The organism is Streptomyces sp. NPDC002851 (assembly GCF_053591935.1).
In genome coordinates this window covers 340,182-360,166 of the sequence record NZ_JBSFUT010000002.1, presented here as the reverse complement: position 1 = coordinate 360,166, position 19,985 = coordinate 340,182, and the positions used below count along the sequence as shown (strand labels likewise).

16 protein-coding genes and 1 riboswitch are annotated in these 19,985 nt (G+C 69.6%); of the genes, 3 read left to right on the top strand and 13 right to left on the bottom strand.

Annotated elements, in window-relative coordinates; genetic code table 11:
- Positions 1-325: 325 nt before the first annotated feature.
- From ACWD10_RS03505 to mfd, 9 genes are all read right to left on the bottom strand, one after another.
- Positions 326-1,039: a transglycosylase family protein gene (locus tag ACWD10_RS03505; protein WP_451086504.1), complete on the bottom strand. Its 714-nt coding sequence runs from the start codon at positions 1,037-1,039 to the stop codon at positions 326-328.
- 4 nt (positions 1,040-1,043) lie between these two features.
- Positions 1,044-1,220: riboswitch (cyclic di-AMP (ydaO/yuaA leader) on the bottom strand.
- A gap of 228 nt (positions 1,221-1,448) precedes the next feature.
- Complete coding sequence (locus tag ACWD10_RS03500; RefSeq protein WP_451086502.1) at positions 1,449-2,357, bottom strand: transglycosylase family protein; 909 nt, start codon at positions 2,355-2,357, stop codon at positions 1,449-1,451.
- A 150-nt stretch (positions 2,358-2,507) separates the two neighbouring features.
- A complete protein-coding gene (locus ACWD10_RS03495) occupies positions 2,508-3,761 on the bottom strand; it encodes a cytochrome P450 family protein (protein WP_451086544.1) in 1,254 nt (417 codons plus the stop codon).
- Positions 3,762-3,808: 47 nt separating this feature from the next.
- Positions 3,809-4,795 (bottom strand): nucleoside triphosphate pyrophosphohydrolase, encoded by a 987-nt coding sequence (locus ACWD10_RS03490; protein WP_451086500.1) that lies wholly within the window; start codon positions 4,793-4,795, stop codon positions 3,809-3,811.
- 102 nt (positions 4,796-4,897) lie between these two features.
- On the bottom strand, positions 4,898-5,563 hold the full coding sequence (locus ACWD10_RS03485; protein WP_451086498.1) for a SurA N-terminal domain-containing protein: 666 nt from the start codon (positions 5,561-5,563) through the stop codon (positions 4,898-4,900).
- 202 nt (positions 5,564-5,765) lie between these two features.
- The gene (locus tag ACWD10_RS03480) at positions 5,766-7,481 is read right to left on the bottom strand and encodes a protein kinase domain-containing protein (protein WP_451086496.1); all 1,716 of its coding nucleotides are present in this window, start codon (positions 7,479-7,481) and stop codon (positions 5,766-5,768) included.
- Positions 7,478-8,179, bottom strand: a complete 702-nt coding sequence (locus ACWD10_RS03475) for a hypothetical protein (RefSeq protein ID WP_451086494.1) — start codon at positions 8,177-8,179, stop codon at positions 7,478-7,480. Before ACWD10_RS03475 ends, ACWD10_RS03480 begins: the two co-directional genes overlap by 4 nt.
- 163 nt (positions 8,180-8,342) lie before the next feature.
- Complete coding sequence (locus tag ACWD10_RS03470; protein WP_451086492.1) at positions 8,343-9,086, bottom strand: MOSC domain-containing protein; 744 nt, start codon at positions 9,084-9,086, stop codon at positions 8,343-8,345.
- Positions 9,087-9,357: 271 nt separating this feature from the next.
- Positions 9,358-12,909: a transcription-repair coupling factor gene (gene mfd, locus ACWD10_RS03465; RefSeq protein ID WP_451086490.1), complete on the bottom strand. Its 3,552-nt coding sequence runs from the start codon at positions 12,907-12,909 to the stop codon at positions 9,358-9,360.
- A 424-nt stretch (positions 12,910-13,333) separates the two neighbouring features.
- Here mfd and ACWD10_RS03460 point away from each other — a divergent pair, with 424 nt between their 5' ends.
- Complete coding sequence (locus tag ACWD10_RS03460; RefSeq protein WP_451086488.1) at positions 13,334-13,945, top strand: hypothetical protein; 612 nt, start codon at positions 13,334-13,336, stop codon at positions 13,943-13,945.
- The gene (locus ACWD10_RS03455; protein WP_451086486.1) at positions 13,945-14,439 is read left to right on the top strand and encodes a hypothetical protein; all 495 of its coding nucleotides are present in this window, start codon (positions 13,945-13,947) and stop codon (positions 14,437-14,439) included. Before ACWD10_RS03460 ends, ACWD10_RS03455 begins: the two co-directional genes overlap by 1 nt.
- On the opposite strand, the gene ACWD10_RS03450 is transcribed toward ACWD10_RS03455, so the two are convergent.
- Genes ACWD10_RS03450 through ACWD10_RS03440 form a run of 3 tightly spaced genes read right to left on the bottom strand, consistent with a single transcriptional unit; the run spans position 14,432 to position 16,919 of the window.
- Positions 14,432-15,916, bottom strand: coding sequence for a putative T7SS-secreted protein (locus tag ACWD10_RS03450; protein ID WP_451086484.1), 1,485 nt, complete (start codon positions 15,914-15,916; stop codon positions 14,432-14,434). The genes ACWD10_RS03455 and ACWD10_RS03450 overlap by 8 nt on opposite strands.
- Positions 15,916-16,620: a hypothetical protein gene (locus ACWD10_RS03445; protein ID WP_451086482.1), complete on the bottom strand. Its 705-nt coding sequence runs from the start codon at positions 16,618-16,620 to the stop codon at positions 15,916-15,918. The genes ACWD10_RS03450 and ACWD10_RS03445 overlap by 1 nt, the downstream gene beginning before the upstream one ends.
- Positions 16,617-16,919, bottom strand: coding sequence for a hypothetical protein (locus ACWD10_RS03440; RefSeq protein WP_451086480.1), 303 nt, complete (start codon positions 16,917-16,919; stop codon positions 16,617-16,619). Before ACWD10_RS03440 ends, ACWD10_RS03445 begins: the two co-directional genes overlap by 4 nt.
- Before the next feature lie 327 nt (positions 16,920-17,246).
- Between ACWD10_RS03440 and ACWD10_RS03435 the strand changes: the two genes are divergently transcribed.
- Positions 17,247-18,896 carry an MFS transporter gene (locus ACWD10_RS03435; RefSeq protein WP_451086478.1) on the top strand — a complete coding sequence of 550 codons (1,650 nt, stop codon included), beginning with the start codon at positions 17,247-17,249 and terminating at the stop codon, positions 18,894-18,896.
- A gap of 16 nt (positions 18,897-18,912) precedes the next feature.
- Here ACWD10_RS03435 and ACWD10_RS03430 read toward each other — a convergent pair whose 3' ends face one another.
- Entirely contained in the window at positions 18,913-19,893 is a 981-nt protein-coding gene (locus ACWD10_RS03430) for a cellulose-binding protein (protein WP_451086476.1), read from the bottom strand.
- Positions 19,894-19,985: the final 92 nt, after the last annotated feature.

The window sequence follows — 19,985 nt, the reverse complement described above, 5'->3', positions numbered from 1 at the left end:
TGCCTTGCGTCTCACGAGCCTAACCGCCCGCGGGCCTTCAGCCAGCCGACCGCCCGTCCGCTGGGACGAAAAGAGGCCGGAAGGCCGCCTTACCGGGGCAAAGCGCCCCGATTTCTACCGGACGGTAATCGGCACGGCAGTCGGAACGGCAGTCAGCACCGCAGTCGGCACCGCAGTCGGAACGGTCATCGCGGAGCGGACGGTTCCGGCTCGCGGGACGTACGGCATGACCCCGCCCCGGCGCGTACGGGGGAACGCGCGCCGGGGCGGGGAGCGTGGGGGGATGGTGCGGGCTCGGCGCCCGCGGGCCGTGCTGCCGCGGGCGTTACTTCAGGTGCAGCTGCTGGCCCGGGTAGATGAGGTCGGCGTCGTCGATGACGTCCTTGTTCAGCTCGAAGAGCTTCTTCCAGCCACCCTTGACGTCGTGCTTCTCGGCGATCTTGGAGAGGGTGTCTCCGGACTTCACCTTGTACTCGCCGTCGCCCTTCTTGACCTTCTTGCCGGTCGGGGTCTCGACGGTCTTCTTCGCGGGCTCCGGGCGCTCCTGCGCGCGGGACGCGGGCTGCTCGGCCTTGCGCTCCGGCTGCGGGGCGGCCTGCTCGGCCGGGGCGCTCTGCTCGGCGGGGGCGCTCTGCTGCGAACCGCCGCCGTCGTACGCGGCGTTGGAGAGGCCCGTGCCGCAGTTCGGCCAGGCGCCCTTGCCCTGACCGGCCAGGACCTTCTCGGCGATCTGGATCTGCTGGTCCTTCGAGGCCTGGTCGGCGGTGGCCGCGAACTCCGTGCCGCCGTACCCGGACCAGGTGGAGGCCGAGAACTGGAGGCCGCCGTAGTAGCCGTTGCCGGTGTTGATCGACCAGTTGCCGCCGGACTCGCACTGCGCCACGGCGTCCCACTCGGAGGTGGTGGCGGCGGAGGCGGAACCCGCGGTCACGAGCGGCGCGGCGACCGCGGCACCGGCGACACCGGCGACGGCTATCGCGCGGGTGGCCTTGTCGGCCTTGGTCATACGACGGTGCTTGCCCTTGCCGGAAAACAGCATGGAGTTATCCCCTCACCGACGCCTGCGAGGTGAGCTGTCGGGTTCGGGCCAAGTGAGTTGCCCGGTCACGTTCCTTGAGCGCGACTACACCCCAAGCCGTCCCCGCGGCCGCTGATTGCTCAACGGCCGGGCCCGGCACAAACCTTGGGTCCCCCGCTCCTGCCTACGGCGCTTTACGCGACGACTGTTCCCAGTGGCCGCCGGCAGGATTCGGCGTGACGGCCATCGGGGCCCGCCAGTGGCGAGCGGTCACGACCGTAAACATGCGATCCCTTGAAATACCAAGCCGATCACGATCGATGAGACTCATCTCTCACGAGTCGCCCAGGAGTGATCAAGGTCTTTTATAACGGACATTCAGCCCGAAGCGGAGGGTTCGCCCGGCCTTCGGCAAGAGCGGCAACTGCCGCTACTTTCCGCCCAGATCGAGGACCTGACCGGGCACGATGAGGTCCGGGTCGTCGCCGACGACCTCTTCGTTCGCGCCGTACAGCGCGGCCCAACCCCCGTCCACGTCCCGGCTCTCGGCGATGGACCAGAGGCTGTCCCCGGCGCGCACCGTGTAGTTGCCGCCGTCGCGCCCGGAACCACCGCGGTCGGCGTGCCGCCCGGAGCCGCCGTCGCGGTCACTGTCGGGGGTCTCGGGGGCGGGATCGCCACGGTGGCGGCCGGAGCCTTCGGAGGGCTCGGACGGCTCGGTCGACCCAGACGGCTCGGTCGGCTCGGAGGGCGAAGGCTCGGGGCTCGCTTCGGAGTTGTCGCCTTCGCCACCGTTGTCAGTATTGTCGGGATTCTCCGCATCGTCCTGCTTCGGCGTGGCATCGCCCGACGGTGTCGCCGTCGCATCGTCCGACGGCGTGGCCGACGGGTCGTCAGGAGTCCCGGCCGGATCCGTCGGCTCGGTCGGCTCCGACGGCAGCAGCGTCTCGATCGGGTTCGGCTCGCCCTCGTCGATCCCCGAGACCGGGGCGCAGGTGGGCCAGGCGTCCGGCCCCAGCTCGTCGAGGATCTTCTCGGCCACGGCTATCTGCTGGCTCCGGCTGGCCAGGTCGGGGCGCGGCGCGTAGTCGAGGCCGCCGTGCTGCTCCCAGGTCGCCTGGGTCAACTGGAGGCCGCCGTAGTAGCCGTTGTCCATGTTGGCGCTCCACACGCCGCCGCTCTCGCACTCGGCGAGCCGGTCCCAGACGGCACCCTCGACGGCGTGCGCGCTCGTGGCGCCGAGCAGCGGGATGGCGAGGGCCGAACCTGTCACCCCGGCCGCGACGACGAGGGCCGGGGCCTGACGGGGGCGACGATGGCGGCCATTCCCGGAGAGCATGCGGTTGCCTTTCGCGTGACTGCTGGTGCGGGTCGAGCGGAAGTGAACCTAGCCACAGTCGAACGCCAGTCACAACCCGATACAGCGGAGATCACGTGAAAGTCACAGTACTGATGGCCCGTCAGGAACGGGGCGTAGCGGAACCCGGCATTACTGGGGCGTGAACTCCACGGGCAGCGTGCGCAGTCCGCGCATGATGAGCCCGCCGCGCCACCGCAAATCGCCCGGATCGACCCCGAGCCGCAGGTCAGGAAGGCGCCGCAACAGAGTCGCGAGCGCCGTCCGGCCCTCCAGGCGGGCGAGCGGCGCACCCAGGCAGTAGTGGATGCCGTGGCCGTAGCCGAGGTGGGGATTGTCACGTCGGGACAGGTCGAGCGTGTCCGGCCCGTCGAAGCGGTCCGGGTCCCGGTCGGCGGCCGCGAGCACCACGAGCACCGGGTCGCCGGGCGCGATGTCCTGCCCGCCGATACGGAGCGCCTCGGTGGCGAACCGCCAGGTGGCCAACTCCACCGGCCCGTCGTACCGGAGCAGTTCCTCCACACCGGTCTCCAGAAGCCCGGTCTCCCCTTCGGCGAGCGACCGCTGAAGCCGCGCGCGCTCGTCCGGGTGACGCAGGAGCTGGTAGGTCCCGTTCCCGATCAGATTGACCGTCGTCTCGAAACCGGCGAAGAGAAGAATGAACGCCATCGCGGCGGCTTCGTTCTCGGTGAGGTGCTCGCCATGGTCGCTGGCCTTGATCAGGCCGGAGATCAAGTCGGCCGGGTCTTCATCGGGGTCGGTGCGCTTGCGGTGGATGAGTTCCGCGAGATAGCCGCGCATCTTCTTCACCGAGCGGGCGACCCCGCCGCGCGGGCCGCCACCGTGCCGGATCATCATCCCGGCCCAGTCACGGAAGTCGTCCTGGTCCTCGCGCGGTACGCCGAGCAGATCGCAGATGGCGTAGATGGGCAGCGGGAAGGCGAACTCGTGGATGAGGTCGGCCTCGCCGCGCCCGGCGAAGGAGTCGATCAGCTGATCCGTGAGCTCCTGCACCCGGGGCGCGAAGGCGGCGACCCGGCGCGGTGTGAACGCCTTCGAGACGAGGCGGCGCAGGCGGGTGTGGTCCGGCGGGTCGATATTGAGCAGATGCGTCATCAGCTCGGCCTTGCGCTCGCCCGGAATGCCCGTCTTGCCCTTGGCGTGCGCGGGCTCGTCGTGGTGCGCCGGGTTCTTGCTGAGCCGCTGGTCCGCGAGGGCCTGCCGGGCGTCGGCATACCGCGTGACGAGCCAGGCCTCGACGCCGCTGGGCAGTTCGGTGCGGTGCACCGGCGCGTGCTCGCGCAGCCAGGCGTACGCGGGGTACGGGTCGCTGGCGAACTCCCAGGTGAACAGCTCGGGTTGGGGACCGGCGGCGGCCCCCGTCACGGGGCAGGCGGCCTCCGAAGGGTGGTGCGGGTGGTGCGTCGGGGTCGTCACGCCCGGGCCTCCGCGGCCAGGACCGCGTCCCGGTAGGCGCGGGCGGCGGCGCGCAGCGCGGACTCCGGGTCGGTGCCCTCGCGCTCGGCGCGCACGGCGAGGGCGAGCAGTTCGTAGCCGATGCCGTCGCCGGCCGGCAGCGGCACGTCGAGCCCGGCGGTACGGACGCGCGAGGCGAGCTTCGCGGCGAGCGCGAGGCCGGGCTGGCCGAGCGGCACGCCCTCGGTGACCGACTCGCGCTGCTTCTCCTCGGCCTTGGTGCGCAGCCAGTGCGCCTTGACGTCCTCGGGGGTCTCGGCGGTCTCCTCGCCGAAGACATGGGGGTGGCGGTGGATGAGCTTGGCGACGATGCCCCCGGCGACGTCGTCGATGGAGAACGGCTCGCCCTCCGTCTCCGGGTCGGCCTCCTCGGCGATCCGCGCGTGGAAGACGACCTGGAGCAGCACGTCGCCGAGCTCCTCGCGGAGTTCGTCCCGGTCCCCGGCCTCGATCGCCTCGACGAGTTCGTACGCCTCCTCGATGCCGTACTTGGCGAGGTCCTTGTGCGTACGTTGCGAGGACCAGGGGCACTCGCGGCGGATCCGGTCCATGACCTGGACGAGGTCGAGGAGCCGGGCGCCCGGCAGATCGTACGAACCGGGGAGCAGCTCCAGGTCGGGCATCGCGAACCGGCCGGACCCGGCGAGCCGGGCGAGCCCGTCGGTGAGCCGCGGCTCGCCCTCGCCCCCGGCGACGACCACGACGGTACGGCCGCCTTCAGTGGCGTCGACCAGTTCCTCGGCGGTCGGCGCCGCCACCTCGATCCGCACCCCGGCCTCGCGCAGGAACGGCAGCTGCGGGTGCCCGGAGTCGGCACAGACCACGGAGTCGGCGCCCCGCAGGGTCTCCCAGGCCGCCCAGGAGAGCAGCCCCGGGGCCACGCGGTGGCTGGTGGTCAGGAGCACGATCCGCCCGAGTCCGGGCCCTGCGTCTTCTACGTTCACCCCTTGAACCTAACGCGACGGGGTGGGGCGGTGTGAGGGCCGGGTCTCAAGACCGTTCCGAGCCCGTTCCGGACTACGGTCCCGAGGTCGCTCCGGACCGGACTACGCCTGCTGTCGCTGCTCGCTCTCCTGGAGCCAGGGGGTCCGGACGTCGGTCCGGCGGCTCTGGGTCACGTCCCACGCGCCGTACCGCGGGTTGAGGTCGATGTTGAGGGCCTTCGACGCGTCGGACAGGGCCTTCCAGAAGGCGGCCTGGCCCTCCTGGGTGTTCGGGTCGGCGCCGAGCTTGCCGTAGAGCTTCTGGGCCTCGATCTCGGTGCGGAGGCTGTCGTCGATACGGGACGCCGGGATGCTGTACTGCTGCAGCCAGCCCATCTTCAGGGCCTTGGCGCCGCCCGCCTGTTCCTCCAGCTGGCCGCGGAGCTTCTGGACGTCGCGGCGGGTGACGGTGACCCCGGCGTCGGTGGCCGCGCGGTGCAGGACCTTGTCGAGCACCATCTGCTGGAGGGTGTCGCGGGTGAGGCCGCCGGTCTTCTCGACCACCTGGGCGTAGCCACCCGTCTTCTCGGTGGCCGCCTGCTGTGCGTCGCGCACCTCCTTCACCCGGGACTGCAGCTGCGCGACCGTGATCCGTTCGCCGCCGACGATGGCCGCGGCGCCGGGGTGTGCGTCACTGCCGCACGCGGTGAGAAGGGGGGTCGCTGCGAGGAGCGCGGCGCAGGCGGCGAGCGCGGTACGGCGGCGAGCGGTGCTGTTCAGGCGGTGCAAAGGGGCCTCCTTGCGAGATTGAGGCAGAAGGTGCGGCGCCCAGCGCCTCCGCCAGGGGTGGTGGCCGGGCGACGGGCGGGCGCACAAACGCCTTGCGGTGATCGATGCTAGGCAGTGGCCGCGGGTTCGGCCACTGATTCGACCAACGATTCGGCGGGAGTTGGAGGTACGTTCCGGGCCGGGGAGGTGCCTGGGGACGCATTCAGCCCCGTACCCGCCCCAGCCACTGCAACGTACGACGGACCTCCCCGGGCAGGGGATGGTGCGGCCCGTGCAGGCGTTCCGCGTCGTAGAGGAGGCGGGCCAGGGTGTCGTGGGCGGCGGCGCGGTCGCCCAGGGACAGGAGCAACTGACCGATTCTGCGGCGCAGTTCGAGCGCGGTCGCCGGATCGCCGCCGACGTAGCGGTTCTCGTAGTACGGCAGCAGGGCCCGGTACTCCGCGAGTGCCGCCGCGGGCTCCCCCAGCTGCTCCAGGCACTGCGCGACCTCGTACCGGAACTGGAGCGAGACCGGGTCGGCCTGGCCCGCCTCGGCGCCGTGCTCGTCGGCGAGCCGCCGCAGCTCGGGCAGGGCGCGGCGGTACTGGCCGTCGTCCATGAGCGTGGCGGCGTACTGCTTGCGCAGTGAACGCACCACCGTGGAGCGCGCCCCGTGCCGGGCCTCGGCGGTCGGCAGGATCGCGCCGAGTACATCGACGGCCTGGGTGATCCGGCCCTCGGCGAGGAGGCGTTTGACGTCGTCGACGGCCTTGGCGATGTCGGCGGTGCTTCCGGCGTTTCCGGCGCCGGGAACGCCAGGAGTGCCGGGAACGCCGGACACGGGCGCGCCGGGCGGCGGGGTCGTGGGCATCGCCGGGATGCCCGAGGTGCCCGAGGTTCCGGGGGTGCCGGGGGTGCCCGGAGTGCCCGAGGTCCCGGGCGTACCCAGGCTGTTCGACGCGGCGGGCGGGGTCGCGGGCGGCGTGACCGGAGCCGTCGGCGACGCCGCCACCGTCGCCGTGGGCGCGGGCTCCCGGTCCGGCCACGGCGCGTGCGGCCGCAGGAACGGGCGGGTCGGGTCGAGCGGGGAGCCCGACGGGGTGCCGCGCGCGGGCAGGTACGGCAGCAGCGCCTCGTACACCTCCTGCGCGGAGTCCGGCCGGTGCTCCGGGTCCTTGGCGAGCAGCCGGAGCACCAGGGCGTCCAGGCCCTCGGGCACCTCGGGGCGGTGGCCGCGGACCGGGGCGGGCTGTTCGTAGAGGTGGCTGTGGAGCACGGCGAGCACGGTCGCGCCGTCGAACGGCACGGTCCCGCCGAGGAGTTCGTAGAGCAGCACGCCGAGCGCGTACAGATCGGTGTACGGGCCGACCGTGCCGCCCGTCGCCTGCTCGGGGGCCATATAGGCGGGGCTGCCGATGGGCGCGCCGGTGTGGGTGAGCCGGGTGGTGTCGGTGTCCATGACGGAGGCGACGCCCAGGTCGAGCACGGTGAGGGTGCCATCCGGGCGGACCATCACGTTCCGCGGCTTGAGGTCGCGGTGCACGATCGGCACGGCGTGCACCGCGGAGAGCACCGCGCACAGCTGCGCCGCGACGGACACCGCCCACGCGAGCGGGTAGGGCGCGTGCTGCTCGATATGCGCGGCGAGGTCGATCCCGCCGACGTGCTGCATCACGAGGAACAGGTCGTCGTCGTCGCTGCCCGCGTCGTGCACCGTGACGAGCCCGGGGTGGTCGACCTGCGCGGTGACCCGGCACTCGCGTACGAAGCGGCGGCGCAGCTCCTCCGACTCGGCGCCCGCGACCCGGTCGGGCCGGAGCAGCTTCACCGCGACGCGGCGGTCGAGGCGCTGGTCGTACGCCGTCCAGACCTGGCCCATGCCGCCCTGGCCGATGAGCGAGGCGAGTTCATAGCGGCCGGAGACGAGGCGTCCGCTCATCTCCAGCCGTCCTCGCGGCCGCTCGCGCGGCCATCAGCACCGCCGTTCCCGTGGGTGTTGCCTTGGCCGGGGTCGTCCTGCTTGCGCAGCATGTCGCTGAGCTCGTCGAGTTCGGCGCGTACCTGGTCGATGCGCCCATGCGGCGGCTGCGCGGGCGGGACCGGCTGCGAGCCGGGGACGTACGTGGTGCGCAGGTGCGGGGCGACCTGAGGGGGATATCCGTACGAGGAGGAGGGCGCCGTCGGGCCGGGCATCGAGCCGGGCAGCAAGCCGGTTGTCGGGCCGGTCATCGGGCCGGTCATCGGGCCGGTCATCGGGCCGGTCATCGGGCCGCCGTAGTAAGCCTGTTGGCGCTGCTGCTCGTACTTGATGTCGGCATACAGGTAATAGGCAATGACGCCGACGACCGTGACGACCAGGACGATGAACCCGACGTTCTCCTGCACGCTGTCCACGTCCTCGGTCGGCTCGGCGCCGATCATGATGAGGGCGCCGACGACGAGCACGCCCGACAGCCCGAACAGCACCCAGTCACGGACCGCCCGCGTCACGATCGCGAGCCGGAGCAGCGGCACCCAGGCGAGCAGCCCGCAGGAGAGCACCGTGAGCGCCACGAAGACCACCCGCAGGACGACGGGCGTGCCGGAGGACGGCTGCGGGGGCGGGGGTGCATGGCCGTGGCCGTGCATGGCGTGCATGGGGGCGGCTCCTGGATACCGAACAGACCGAAACGAACGGAGAAGACAAACGGAGAAAGCGATCGGAGAATAAGGCCGAACGCGTGTGTGCGTGCAGGGTCGAGCGTATCCACCGACGACGACAACGGCCCACGGGTTGGTTGCACCCACGCCCGCCGGTACGTCAGTTGCCCGCCACGGTCACAGCGTCGCCGAGCGCGACCGTGCCGGGTGCCACCACGTCCGCGTACATCCCGAAGCACATGTCCCGTTCGGCGGTGAGCGTCTTGAGGATGCGGTTGTCGGCGGGCAGGCCGGGCTGCGGCAGGGTCGTCATGACGCAGCGGGGCACCCGCTCGGTGACGCGCAGCCGCACCCCATCGGGGCCGCCGAGGAGGATCTCGTGTCCGGCCAGGGCCTCTTCGGACCAGGGCTCGTCGTTCTCGATCACGATGTTCTTGCGGAAGCGGCGTAGATCGGCGGGGGCGTCGGGCCCGTCGCCGAGCAGCTCGCCGAGGGCGCACAGCGAGCCCGTGCTGACGAGGGAGACGGCGCCCTGGTCCTGGTGCCAGACCTCCTTGAGCTCCGTACCGGCCGGAGGCTGCGGCTCGCGGGCCAACGCGGCGTCCGGGCCGAGGAGTTCGGCAAGCCTCGGGTCGCCGGGGTGCACCCGCTCGCCGCTGGGCAGCGTGATGCTGACGGGCGCGTCCGGGCCTTCGTATGTGGCGGTGCATTCGATCAGGTGCGGGCTCTTGCGGAAGCGGCGGTGGTTCTTGCCGCTGCCGAGCTTGCCGTCCGCGTAGCGCAGCGCCCACGCACGGTCACCGACCGCCCCGCGCCCGTCGAAGCCGAGCCGCTCGCACCGCTCGCCCTGCATCGACTTCACCGGAAACCGGGCCAGCCCCACGACTGCTCCGAAAACCGCCATCACGCTCTCCCCCAAGATTCCGTGATCAGTGTTTCTCCGATCCCGACGGTACCGGGCGCCGCTGGGCATCCCCGAAGAGGCGGCGTATCTTCGGAAGTGATACGGGTGAAATCAGGGGAAACCGACCGGTTCGACCGCCCGTGGAGCACGTGACGGAGCTCCACGGGCGGGCCCGCGCCGCACGACGACGAGCCGAGCGCTGTACGACGACGAGCCGAGGGCCATACGCCTGCGACCGACGCCGTACACCTACGACCGAGGGCCGTTACGCCTACGACCCGAGGATCGTCGCCAGGAACTCCCCGGTCCACGCGAGCAGTTCGCGCCCCGACAGCGGCTTCGCGCCGAGCGTCTTCGGCTTCGGGCGCGGGACCAGGACCTGGTGGGTGGCCGTCTTGATGACCGTGCCCGGGTAGAGCCGCTTGAGGCGGAGCTCCTGCGACTCGCGCAACTCCACCGGCGCGAACCGGATGTTGTTGCCCTGAAGCACGATCTCGCCGACCCCGCAGGCCCGCGCAAGCATCCGCAGCCCGGCCACGAGCAGCAGGTTCTCCACCGGCTCCGGCAGCTTGCCGTACCGGTCGGTGAGCTCCTCGCGGACGGCCTTGCCGTCTTCCTCGGAGTTGGCGGAGGCGATGGCGCGGTAAGCCTGGAGACGAAGGCGCTCGCCGGGCGCGTAGTCGTGCGGGACGTGCGCGTCGACGGGCAGCTCGATCTTCACCTCGAGCGGCGGCTCCTCCTCGATCTCCCCGGACTCCAGGGACTTCCGGTAGTCCGCGACCGCCTCGCCCACCATCCGTACGTACAAATCGAAACCGACACCCGCGATATGGCCGGACTGCTCGCCACCGAGCAGATTGCCCGCACCACGGATCTCCAGGTCCTTCATCGCCACGTACATACCCGCGCCCATCTCCGTGTGCTGCGCGATGGTGGCGAGCCGTTCGTGCGCCGTCTCGGTCAGCGGCTTCTCCGGCGGGTACAGGAAGTACGCATAGCCGCGCTCGCGGCCACGGCCGACGCGCCCGCGCAGCTGGTGCAGCTGCGAGAGCCCGAAATTGTCACCCCGCTCCACAATCAACGTATTGGCGTTGGAAATGTCGATCCCGGACTCGACGATCGTCGTCGACACGAGCACGTCGAACTTCTTCTCCCAGAAGTCCACGACGACCTGTTCCAGGGCCTGTTCGGACATCTGGCCGTGCGCCGTGGCGATCCGCGCCTCCGGCACGATCTGGCGCAGCCGGGCGGCGGCGCGGTCGATGGACTCGACGCGGTTGTGGATATAGAAGACCTGGCCCTCGCGGAGCAGTTCGCGGCGGATCGCGGCGCCGATCTGCTTCTCCTCGTACGGCCCGACGAACGTCAGGACCGGGTGCCGCTCCTCGGGCGGGGTCGTGATCGTCGACATCTCGCGGATGCCGGTGACGGCCATTTCGAGCGTACGGGGAATGGGCGTCGCGGACATCGTCAGGACGTCGACATTGGCGCGGAGCTTCTTCAGCTGCTCCTTGTGCTCGACGCCGAACCGCTGCTCCTCGTCGACGATGACCAGGCCCAGGTCCTTGAACTTGGTCTCGGACGAGAACAGCCGGTGCGTACCGATCACGATGTCCACCGAGCTGTCCCGCAACCCCTCCAGGGTCGCCTTCGCCTCGGCGTCGGACTGGAAACGGCTCAACGCCCGTACGCTGACGGGGAATTGGGCATAGCGCTCACTGAACGTCCCGAAGTGCTGCTGCACGAGGAGCGTCGTCGGCACGAGGACGGCGACCTGCTTGCCGTCCTGCACCGCCTTGAAGGCGGCGCGCACGGCGATCTCCGTCTTGCCGTAGCCGACGTCGCCACAGATCAGCCGGTCCATCGGAACCGACTTCTCCATGTCCTCCTTGACCTCGGCGATGGTGGAGAGCTGGTCGGGGGTCTCCGCGTACGGGAACGCGTCCTCCAGCTCGCGCTGCCACGGGGTGTCGCCGCCGAAGGCGTGCCCGGGTGCCGCCATCCGGGCCGAGTACAGCTTGATGAGATCAGCAGCGATCTCTTTCACGGCCTTCTTGGCGCGCGCCTTGGTCTTGGTCCAGTCGGCGCCGCCGAGCCGGTGCAGCGTCGGGGACTCGCCGCCGACGTACTTGGTGATCTGCTCCAGCTGGTCGGTGGGAATGTAGAGCCGGTCGCCGGGCTGGCCGCGCTTGGCGGGCGCGTACTCGACGACGAGATACTCGCGGGTCGCGCCCTGCACCACCCGCTGCACCATCTCGATATAGCGGCCCACGCCGTGCTGCTCGTGCACGATGTAGTCGCCCGACTCGAGGGTGAGCGGGTCGATGGTCTTGCGACGCCGGGCCGGCATCCGGGTGCCCTCGCGGCCCGCGGTGCGCTGCCCGGTCAGATCGGTCTCGGTGAGCACGGCGAGCTTCAGCTCCGGCGCGACGAAGCCGTACTCGACCGAACCGCACGCCACATGGACGACGGACGGCGTCAGCTCACCGAGATCGGCGTCGAGCCGCGCCGCGATGCCCTCGTTGCCGAGCACCTCCACGGTGCGGGCGGCAGGCCCGTGGCCCTCGGTGAGATACGCGGCACGCCAGCCGTCGGCCAGCCAGCCCTTGGTGTCGGCAAGGGCGCGGGCGGTGTCGCCGCGGTAACTCTCGGGCGCGTGCAGGCCGAGCTTGATCGTGTCGCCGTCGCCACTGGCGTCCACCTCGTCGGCGGCGAACGGCGAGACGGACCACCACATCATCCCGAGCTCGCGGGCGTGCTCCCGCACATCTGCGATCCCCCAGAGCGAGGCCGCCCCGACGTCGATCGGCGCGCTGCCGCCCCCGGCGGTGGCGGCCCAGCTGGCCTGTAGGAACTCCTGGCTGGTGGCGACCAGGTCGGCGGCCCGGGTCCGCACGCGTTCGGGATCGCAGACGACGGCCATGGAGTCGCCCGGGAGTACGTCGAGCAACAGCTCCATGTCGTCGACAAGCACCGGAGCCAGCGACTCCATACCCTCGACGGCAATGCCCTCGGCGATCTTACCGAGCAGCTCGCCCAGCTCGGGGTGGAGCTCGGCAAGCGCGGCGGCTTTCTCCCGTACATCCTCGGTCAGCAGCAGCTCACGACAGGGCGGCGCCCAGAGTCCGTACTCGGCAATCTCCAGGGACCGCTGATCGGCCACCTTGAAGTACCGGATCTCCTCGACCTCGTCGCCCCAGAACTCGATCCGAAGCGGATGCTCCTCGGTCGGCGGAAAGACATCGAGAATCCCCCCGCGTACGGCGAACTCGCCACGCTTCTCGACGAGTTCGACGCGCGCGTACGCGGCAGCGGCCAGGGCGTCCACGACCTTCTCAAGATCAGCGGTCTGCCCCTGCTTAAGACTCACCGGCTCAAGATCGCCCAGCCCCTTGACCTGCGGCTGCAACACGGACCGAATAGGCGCGACGACGACGGAGACGGGCCCGGTCTCGGGGTCGTCGGTACTGGGGTGGGCGAGTCGGCGCAGCACGGCGAGGCGGCGGCCCACGGTGTCGGACCTGGGCGAAAGCCGCTCGTGCGGCAAGGTCTCCCAGGAGGGGTACTCGACGACGGTGTTCTCTTGACCGCTCGGCATCATCGACCGCAACGCGGCGGCCAGATCCTCGGCCTCCCGCCCGGTGGCGGTGACGGCGAGCACCGTGCGGCCCGTACCCCGGGCGAGCGCGGCCACCGCGAGGGGACGGGCGGCGGGCGGACCGACCAGGTCGACGTGCATCCGATGGCCGTCGCCGGCGGCCTTCACCGCTTCCGCGAGTGCGCCGTCCTTGGCAACGGCGTCAAGAAGACCGTGCAGGCTCATGAAGGCTTCGCTTTCCGTCCGGGGGTGCGGGTGCTACGGGTGTACGGGCCCCTGGCTGGGCGGGGGCAACGCAAACGACCCGACACGTCAAACGGGCCGGGGGTGTCCAGCGTACGACGGGTGGGGGGATTGCGGTCCGGGTGGCGAGTCGGGGCCGCCGCGACCGGGGCGCTATCACGTTCCGCGCGCAGACAACTACATTCCGAATCCGGATGACCACGCCTTGCGTGCGGACAGAGCCCGTTGACAGAGTCATGCGGAACGCGACGATGCCGCCCGAGCGGCGCCGCCGAACTGAAGAAGGGCTTGGACCTACATGCGGAACGAATCGCCTCAGGGCGCGCTTGGAGACCCCGAGACCCTCCGGGCCTGGAAAAGGGTGAGGAGGCGCGTCACGTGGGGGCAGATCTGGTGGACGTTCGGCGTGTTCCTGCTTCCCTGGTTCGTGGTGGCGGCATGGGAGCAGGTGGTCGATGGCCTGACCTGGGTCCCGTTGGCCATCGTGGCAGCACCCTCACTGGTCGGGGTTTTCCTGTGTTCGTTTCGCTCGGAGCAGCTGAAGAGCATCCGGCCGATCCTGGGGACCTACGCCTGGCAAGCCGCCCCGGCAGACAGGTCGAAGCGTCACGAAGCCGCGGTCAAGCATGGCTTCCATCATTTCAAGGTCTCCAACCCCGACAATCCGGAAAAGAGCATCGAAATCGTCGCGCGGCGGTCCCCCACGATGGGGAAGAAGTGGAAGCGCACCTTGGCAGCCGCTCGCGATGAAGGGTTCCTGTTCGCGGGCGACCCCCGGTTCGGCGGCGTGATCGCGCCGCGCGGACGGCTCGAAGACCTGATCCTCATCCGGCCACGGCGGCCGTTCCTGGATACCGATGACCGCCCCGAAGAGGTAAGCGAGCAGGCCTGGCAGCTGGCTGTGGCGGCCAGAATGGGTGGGAAGTGGCACGGCGCGACGCCTGAACAGCTGAAGGAACTCCAGGAATTGGAACGCCAGGAACGCAAGGAACGCCTGGAACGCAAGGACGGCTGGTAATGCCTGAGTTTCGATTCACCGTGCATCACGACCAGGATGACGTGACCGATGGGACGTTCGTGGGCCATCTGGACATCGTCGGTAGCACCGGACAGATCACGACTCGGTGGAAGAAACATCCTGACGGAGGCCCAGGTCTGTACGTGTTCCTTGCCATGCTCCAATTGCTGGACGGGGTGGGCACGCTCATCGAACGCGGACGAGGAACGTTCCGGTTCGACTACGAGACCACCGCCAAGTTCAAGATCAAAAGAGACGGAACGCTGGTGATCAGCCGCTGGGGCAAGACGATTGACGCATCGCCTCCGCGGGCCGTCGCCGATGCCTTGCTGCGAGCGGCCAAGGACCTCGCAGCAAGGCATCTTGCAAGCATTACGGAGCCCACCGACACCGTGGACGTACGAGAAGACGGCAGCCTCGAATACCGCGATTACCGGACGCGTACAGAGAACGCCTTGGCGCGCTTGGAGGTAACTGTGAAGGGACTCACTTGAATTTACCGGCCGGGAGAAGTCCGGGCGAGTAAGTGACACCCCCCTTGCCTCCGAACCCGGAGGCAGTTTCGGAGACAATGCCCGTGGTGCTGAAGTCCTCTCCGAAGGCCACAGTATCCACGGTCACCTTGGCCGCACCCGTGACCAGGCCCGAGGTGCTCCCGATGATGGATTGCCACTTTTGGCTGTCTCGCCCGGCCAGATCCTGGGAAATCTTTGCGTATTCGCTCCGACTCCAGTCGGTCATTCCGCTGTCGCGCAGGATTTTGGGCGCCTTCTCGAAACCCTTTTCCACCGCAGCGCCCGCGCCAACTCCGATTCCCGCCATGACGGCGTTCTTCAGTGCGTTCTCCTTGACCTTGTCCACACCGCCGTTCAAGAAGTCCGCGGTGGTGTTCTTGGCCATGGTCTTGCTGAATGCGAAGCCGAGCTTCTGGAATCCCTTCAGCTGCGATCCCATGCGCCAGAATTTGGTTACACCCCGCATACCGCGCTCGATCTTCGCCACCTTCAGCGCGGTCTTATACCCGCCCAGGAGCTTGTGGGCCTTGGCCAACATGGCGAACTTGCCCAGGACCGGAATGCAGTCCAGCGCGGCCATCAACAAGTCACCCCAGCCCGCCTTGCCTTGGGCCACCTTGCGAATGGTGTCGGCCAGGACCAAGAGAGCTGCGACAGCAAAGATGGCAAGGAGCCAACCGGCGGTGCAGAAGAGCATCACAATGCCGACGACGGCCACCACGATCTTGAGGAAGGTGATGACGCCGTCCCAGTGCTCGGCGACAAAGTCGCCTACCTTCTCGTACCACTCCTTGTTCTGAATGCCGGCATCGGACGCGCCTTCGATGTCGTGCACGAACTCCGTGGTGGCCGAGCGATGGTCCTGCCCCGCCTCCTCTGCCTTCGCCTTCAACTCCGCCAACTGAGCCTCAAGGCTGCTCACTTGGTCTTCCGCGGCGGACTGTTGCTCGCTGGCGTACTTGGCGTTGCGTACGGCCTCCCGCACCTTCGCCGAGTCCGGCGGCGGCGGGTCGCCGCCGCCCGAGTCCTTCACCCGGTCCTTCGCCGAGGCCGTCCGATCGGCTTCCGTGGAAGCGGTCTTGAGCCGGGCCTCCGCCTTCCTGAGATCGCCACGGAGCACCCGGGCCTTGGACAGAGCGGAGTCCGCCGACGCCTGCGCTGTGTTCACTTTGCCGGAGTATTTCAGCAGCGCGTCGGCAAGTCTGTCGTAGGACTCGTGGAGCTTGTCCAACTGCCCCGGCAGCTTCCCGATGTTGTCCTTGAACGACTCCATGGCCTTGCCCGCCGCGTCTTTAATGACAGAGTCGTTGGCGGCGTTCTTCAGTGCCCGGCGAACTTCCCCTACGTCCGCGGCGAATTCCTTGTAGTGCCTGCCCTGCCGAGTGATTTCGGACGGGTCACCCGGGGTCGGGTCGTCGTGCAGGTCGAGGTTGTGCCAGTCCGTTGGGCGTGACATCAGGCGCTCCCCTCAGTGTTGTCGCCTTCGGCCACGGCGTACACGAAACGGAAGGTGGCGGAGATCGCTTCGAAGAGTTCCAGCATCGGTTCTGCCAGGGCGAGTTGCGGGGTGCTCGCGGTGATGACGGCGACCTTGGGGTCATCACCCGGATACGGGACGAAGGTCTGCATCATGACCGCGCGATAGCTACCCTTGCCGTCCGGTAGCTCGATGTCCTCGATGCCCTCGCTGCGCACTGCCCGCGTCGCGTCTTGGAGTTCGACGACGCTGACCCGCCGCCAAGGATCGGTCGGCCGGCGTCCCGGAGCTATGGGCTTGAGCGTGGACAGGAGCGTGTCAAGACCGGTCTTCGCCACCTCGCCGGTCCGGTCGTTCTCCGCTTTCGCGATGCTGATCATCAGGCTCGCGGTCATGGTTTCGCCGTCAATGATCTCCGCCATGGCGCTTGAGTAGACGACGTTGTTCTCCCTCGCCAGCCCTGCGGAGTTCTTGAGCAGCCTCCTCAGTGCGGCCTTGTGCTCGGCGAGTTCGGGACGTTCCTTGATCTTTTCCGCCACCATCTCGCGGATGGATTCATTGACGGTTGCCGGATGCACATCAAACTCGCGCCACGTACTGGGTACGAGGATGTGCACACCAAGCGGCTCGCTGGTGCTGGGCAGTCCCGTTGCTGTCGATCCGTCGCTCATGAACGCACTCATCCCTTCTTGTCCTTCTCCAGGGCGTTCTTGAGCTTCACGTCTTGTTCGGTGAACTTGTCCACGATTTCCTGCGCCTGCTTGGACACGCCTTCAAGACCGGCGTCGATCTCCTTACGGCCGTCCTTCCAGCCGTCCACGAAGTTCTGCAGGGCATCGAATGCCCTGCTGTCCCCTATCTCGCCTTGCCCGAGTTCACGCTCGAAGCGGCCCGTGTCGTCCATCCGCTTCTTGATCGATCGGAGTTCGCCTGCCAGGTCATCGAGCCCGGTGAGGCTGAGAACGAGATCGCCTTTTGCCATGTGCGGTACCCCCGAAGATCAAGAAGTGACTTGCGGGACGTGCCAGATGATCGTGGCTGCGTCAACGGCGACTATCGTAAAGGGAGGTTGTGGCGTGCACGACATCGATGCGTCGGGTGATCTCTATACCGTCAGCTGCGCGAATGGCCCTGGAAGTGAGTCTTCGTCCAGGTTGTTCAGGGCGTGCTTCCTTACGGGAGTGTCTTCCAACCTGGCGCAGCGGAGGGACCGTTGAACTGACCCCATAGCGAAGGGTCAGCATGCGTGACGGAACGCGCGCGTGACGGAGAGCCATGCCGGGGCCCCTCTCCGCGAGGGGAAAGTGAGATGGTGTCTCGCGGATGGATACGTGCAGGGGGAAGGGATCTTCCGGTGAGCGGGGCGGAACACGGTACGGCGGACTCGACCGGGGGCGGGGGCGACCCCGTCAAGGAGACCGGGGTAGCCGGGGTACCCGGCGCCCCGGAGCGTCGTGGGCCCGTTGTCGCCGCGCTCATGCTCGCCATGGCGCTCGCCGCGCTCGACTCGACCATCATCGCCACCGCCATCCCGCAGATCGTCGGTGACCTCGGCGGGTTCGCCGTCTTCTCGTGGCTGTTCTCCGGGTATCTGCTCGCCGTCACCGTCACGCTTCCCGTCTACGGCAAGCTGTCCGACACCTTCGGCCGTAAGCCGGTCCTGCTCACCGGCATCGTCGTCTTCCTCGTCGGCTCGCTGCTCTGTGCCGGGGCCTGGGACATGGCGTCCCTCATCGCGTTCCGGATCGTGCAGGGGCTTGGTGGCGGTGCCATACAGGGGACCGTGCAGACGCTCGCCGCCGATCTGTACCCGCTCAAGGAACGGCCGCGGATCCAGGCCAAGTTGTCCACCGTGTGGGCCGTATCGTCGGTCGCGGGACCGGCCGTGGGTGGGCTGCTCGCGGGGTATGCCGACTGGCGGTGGATCTTTCTCATCAATCTCCCCGTCGGCGGCGTCGCCCTCTGGCTCATCGGTCGCCATCTGCGCGAGCCGTCCGGCGGCGCCCGCCGGACCTCCTCCCCACGGCCTCGGATCGACTGGGCCGGGGCGCTGTGCGTCTTCGCCACCGGTGGGGCCGTACTCACCGCCCTGGTCCAGGGCGGCGTCGCCTGGCCCTGGCTCTCGGTGCCCTCGCTCGCGCTCTTCGGGGCCGGGGGCGTGCTCGCCGCGGTCACCGTGGTCGTGGAACGGCGGGCCGCGGAGCCGATCATTCCGGGCTGGGTGTGGCGGCGACGCACCAACGCCGCCGTCAACCTCGCCCTCGGCGCGCTCGGGCTCCTCATGGTCGCGCCGACCGCCTTCCTGCCGACGTACGCCCAGTCCGTACTCCAACTCGGCCCCGTCGCCGCCGGATTCGTGCTCTCCGTGATGACCCTGAGCTGGCCCGTCTCCGCCGCCTTCAGCCAGCACGTCTACCGCCGGATCGGCTTCCGTAACTCCGCGATGACCGGCATCGCCGCGGCCGCCCTGGTGCTGCTCGCCTTCCAGTTCCTGCCCTACCCCGGCGTCGCCTGGCAGCCCGCCCTGCTGATGCTGCTGCTCGGTGCCGCGCTCGGGCTCTTCCAGCTGCCGCTGATCGTCGGCGTCCAGTCCACCGTCGACTGGGAGGAACGCGGCACCACCACGGCCTCCGTGCTGTTCTGCCGCCAGATAGGCCAGACCGTCGGCGCCGCGCTCTTCGGCGCCGTCGCCAACGGGGTGCTCGCCGCCCGCATCGGCGGCGCCGGAGACCTCGACTCGGTGGCCCGCACCCTCGACGGCGGCGCGCTCGCACACCGGGCTGCCGAGGCCGAACGGCTCCGCCGCGCCGTGGACGCCGCCGTCGACGCGGTCTACCTGGGCGCGGCCTGCGCGGCGGGCCTCGCCTTCCTCGTCCTGCTGTTCGTGGCCCCGCGCCGGTTCCCCGTACTGAAGCAGCCGTCCGGCACGTCCGGCACGTCCGGCGCGTCCGGGGATTGAGGACCGGGCCCCGCGATCACGAGTCGGAGCCGTCCGTCGGACCCGGCACCGTACCCGTACTGGTACCAGCGCCCGTACCCGTACCGCCCGGAGGCACCTCGTCCTCGTCCTCCTCCGCCACCTTGCCCGTAAGCGAAGTCAGGCTGCTGCGTACGTTGTCCATGTGCGCCCGCACCTCGTCCCGGGCCTCCTCGTGCTCGCGCAGCACCCGCTCCGTCTCCCGCTCCACACGCTCCGCCCGCATCCGCGCCTCGGCCACGAGCTCCGCGGCGCGCGCCTCGGCGTCCTCCTGGCCGTGCCGGGCCGCCTCCTCGGCCTCCGCGAAGGCCCGCTTGGCGTCCGAGAACCCGGACTCGGCGGCCGCGGTCAGCTCGACGTGATGGGCGTCCAACTCGGCCGCGCGGTCGGCCGCCTCACGGTCCGCCGCCTCCCGCCGTTCGGCATGCACCTTGTCGAGGTCGGCCAGCAGGCTCTCGCCGCGCCGCCGGGTCTCGCGCAGCGCGGCCTCGGCCTCGCGGCGCAGCTCATCGGCGTGGCGTCGGGCGGCGGTCAGCTCCGCGTCGGCCGTCCCCTCGGCGGCGAGCAGCAGCCGCCGCGCCCGCTCCTCGGCCTCGCCGCGCACCTGATCGGCGTACGCGCGTGCCTGGCCACGTACCTCTTCCGCGTACGACTGTGCCGCGCCCGTCACCCGCTGGGCGTCCGCCTGTCCGGCGGCGCGCACCTCGTCCGCCTCCTCCTGGATCGTGGCGAAGAGCTCCTCGGCACGGGCGCCGAGGGTGTCGTACGTCTGCGGGGTCAGCCGCGCGACCTTCTCGCGCAGGCGCTGAACCTCCGCCCCCATCTCCTTGGCGAGCACGGTGAGCCGGGCCGCCCGCTCCCAGGCGGCGTCCCGCTCCTCGGAGACCTCGGCGGCGTACGCATCGACCTGGGCGGGACGGTAGCCGCGGCCGCGGACGACGAAGAAGCCGTGGGGTGGGGGTGTCGACGGTGCACTCATCTGGAGGCCCCTCTCGGCCGGATGTGGCGCCTGCGCTTTCGGCGCACATCCTGATGGATCGAACGGAGGTGTCCATAATGCGACACTCCGCC

Bases quoted from the DNA above. Each gene is read 5' to 3' on its own strand.
- ACWD10_RS03505 (WP_451086504.1), bottom strand. From the start codon at position 1,039: ATGCTGTTTTCCGGCAAGGGCAAGCACCGTCGTATGACCAAGGCCGAC.
- ACWD10_RS03500 (WP_451086502.1), bottom strand. From the start codon at position 2,357: ATGCTCTCCGGGAATGGCCGCCATCGTCGCCCCCGTCAGGCCCCGGCC.
- ACWD10_RS03480 (WP_451086496.1), bottom strand. From the start codon at position 7,481: ATGAGCGGACGCCTCGTCTCCGGCCGCTATGAACTCGCCTCGCTCATC.
- ACWD10_RS03475 (WP_451086494.1), bottom strand. From the start codon at position 8,179: ATGCACGCCATGCACGGCCACGGCCATGCACCCCCGCCCCCGCAGCCG.
- ACWD10_RS03470 (WP_451086492.1), bottom strand. From the start codon at position 9,086: ATGGCGGTTTTCGGAGCAGTCGTGGGGCTGGCCCGGTTTCCGGTGAAG.
- mfd (WP_451086490.1), bottom strand. From the start codon at position 12,909: ATGAGCCTGCACGGTCTTCTTGACGCCGTTGCCAAGGACGGCGCACTC.
- ACWD10_RS03455 (WP_451086486.1), top strand. From the start codon at position 13,945: ATGCCTGAGTTTCGATTCACCGTGCATCACGACCAGGATGACGTGACC.
- ACWD10_RS03450 (WP_451086484.1), bottom strand. From the start codon at position 15,916: ATGTCACGCCCAACGGACTGGCACAACCTCGACCTGCACGACGACCCG.
- ACWD10_RS03445 (WP_451086482.1), bottom strand. From the start codon at position 16,620: ATGAGTGCGTTCATGAGCGACGGATCGACAGCAACGGGACTGCCCAGC.
- ACWD10_RS03440 (WP_451086480.1), bottom strand. From the start codon at position 16,919: ATGGCAAAAGGCGATCTCGTTCTCAGCCTCACCGGGCTCGATGACCTG.
- ACWD10_RS03435 (WP_451086478.1), top strand. From the start codon at position 17,247: ATGGTGTCTCGCGGATGGATACGTGCAGGGGGAAGGGATCTTCCGGTG.
- ACWD10_RS03430 (WP_451086476.1), bottom strand. From the start codon at position 19,893: ATGAGTGCACCGTCGACACCCCCACCCCACGGCTTCTTCGTCGTCCGC.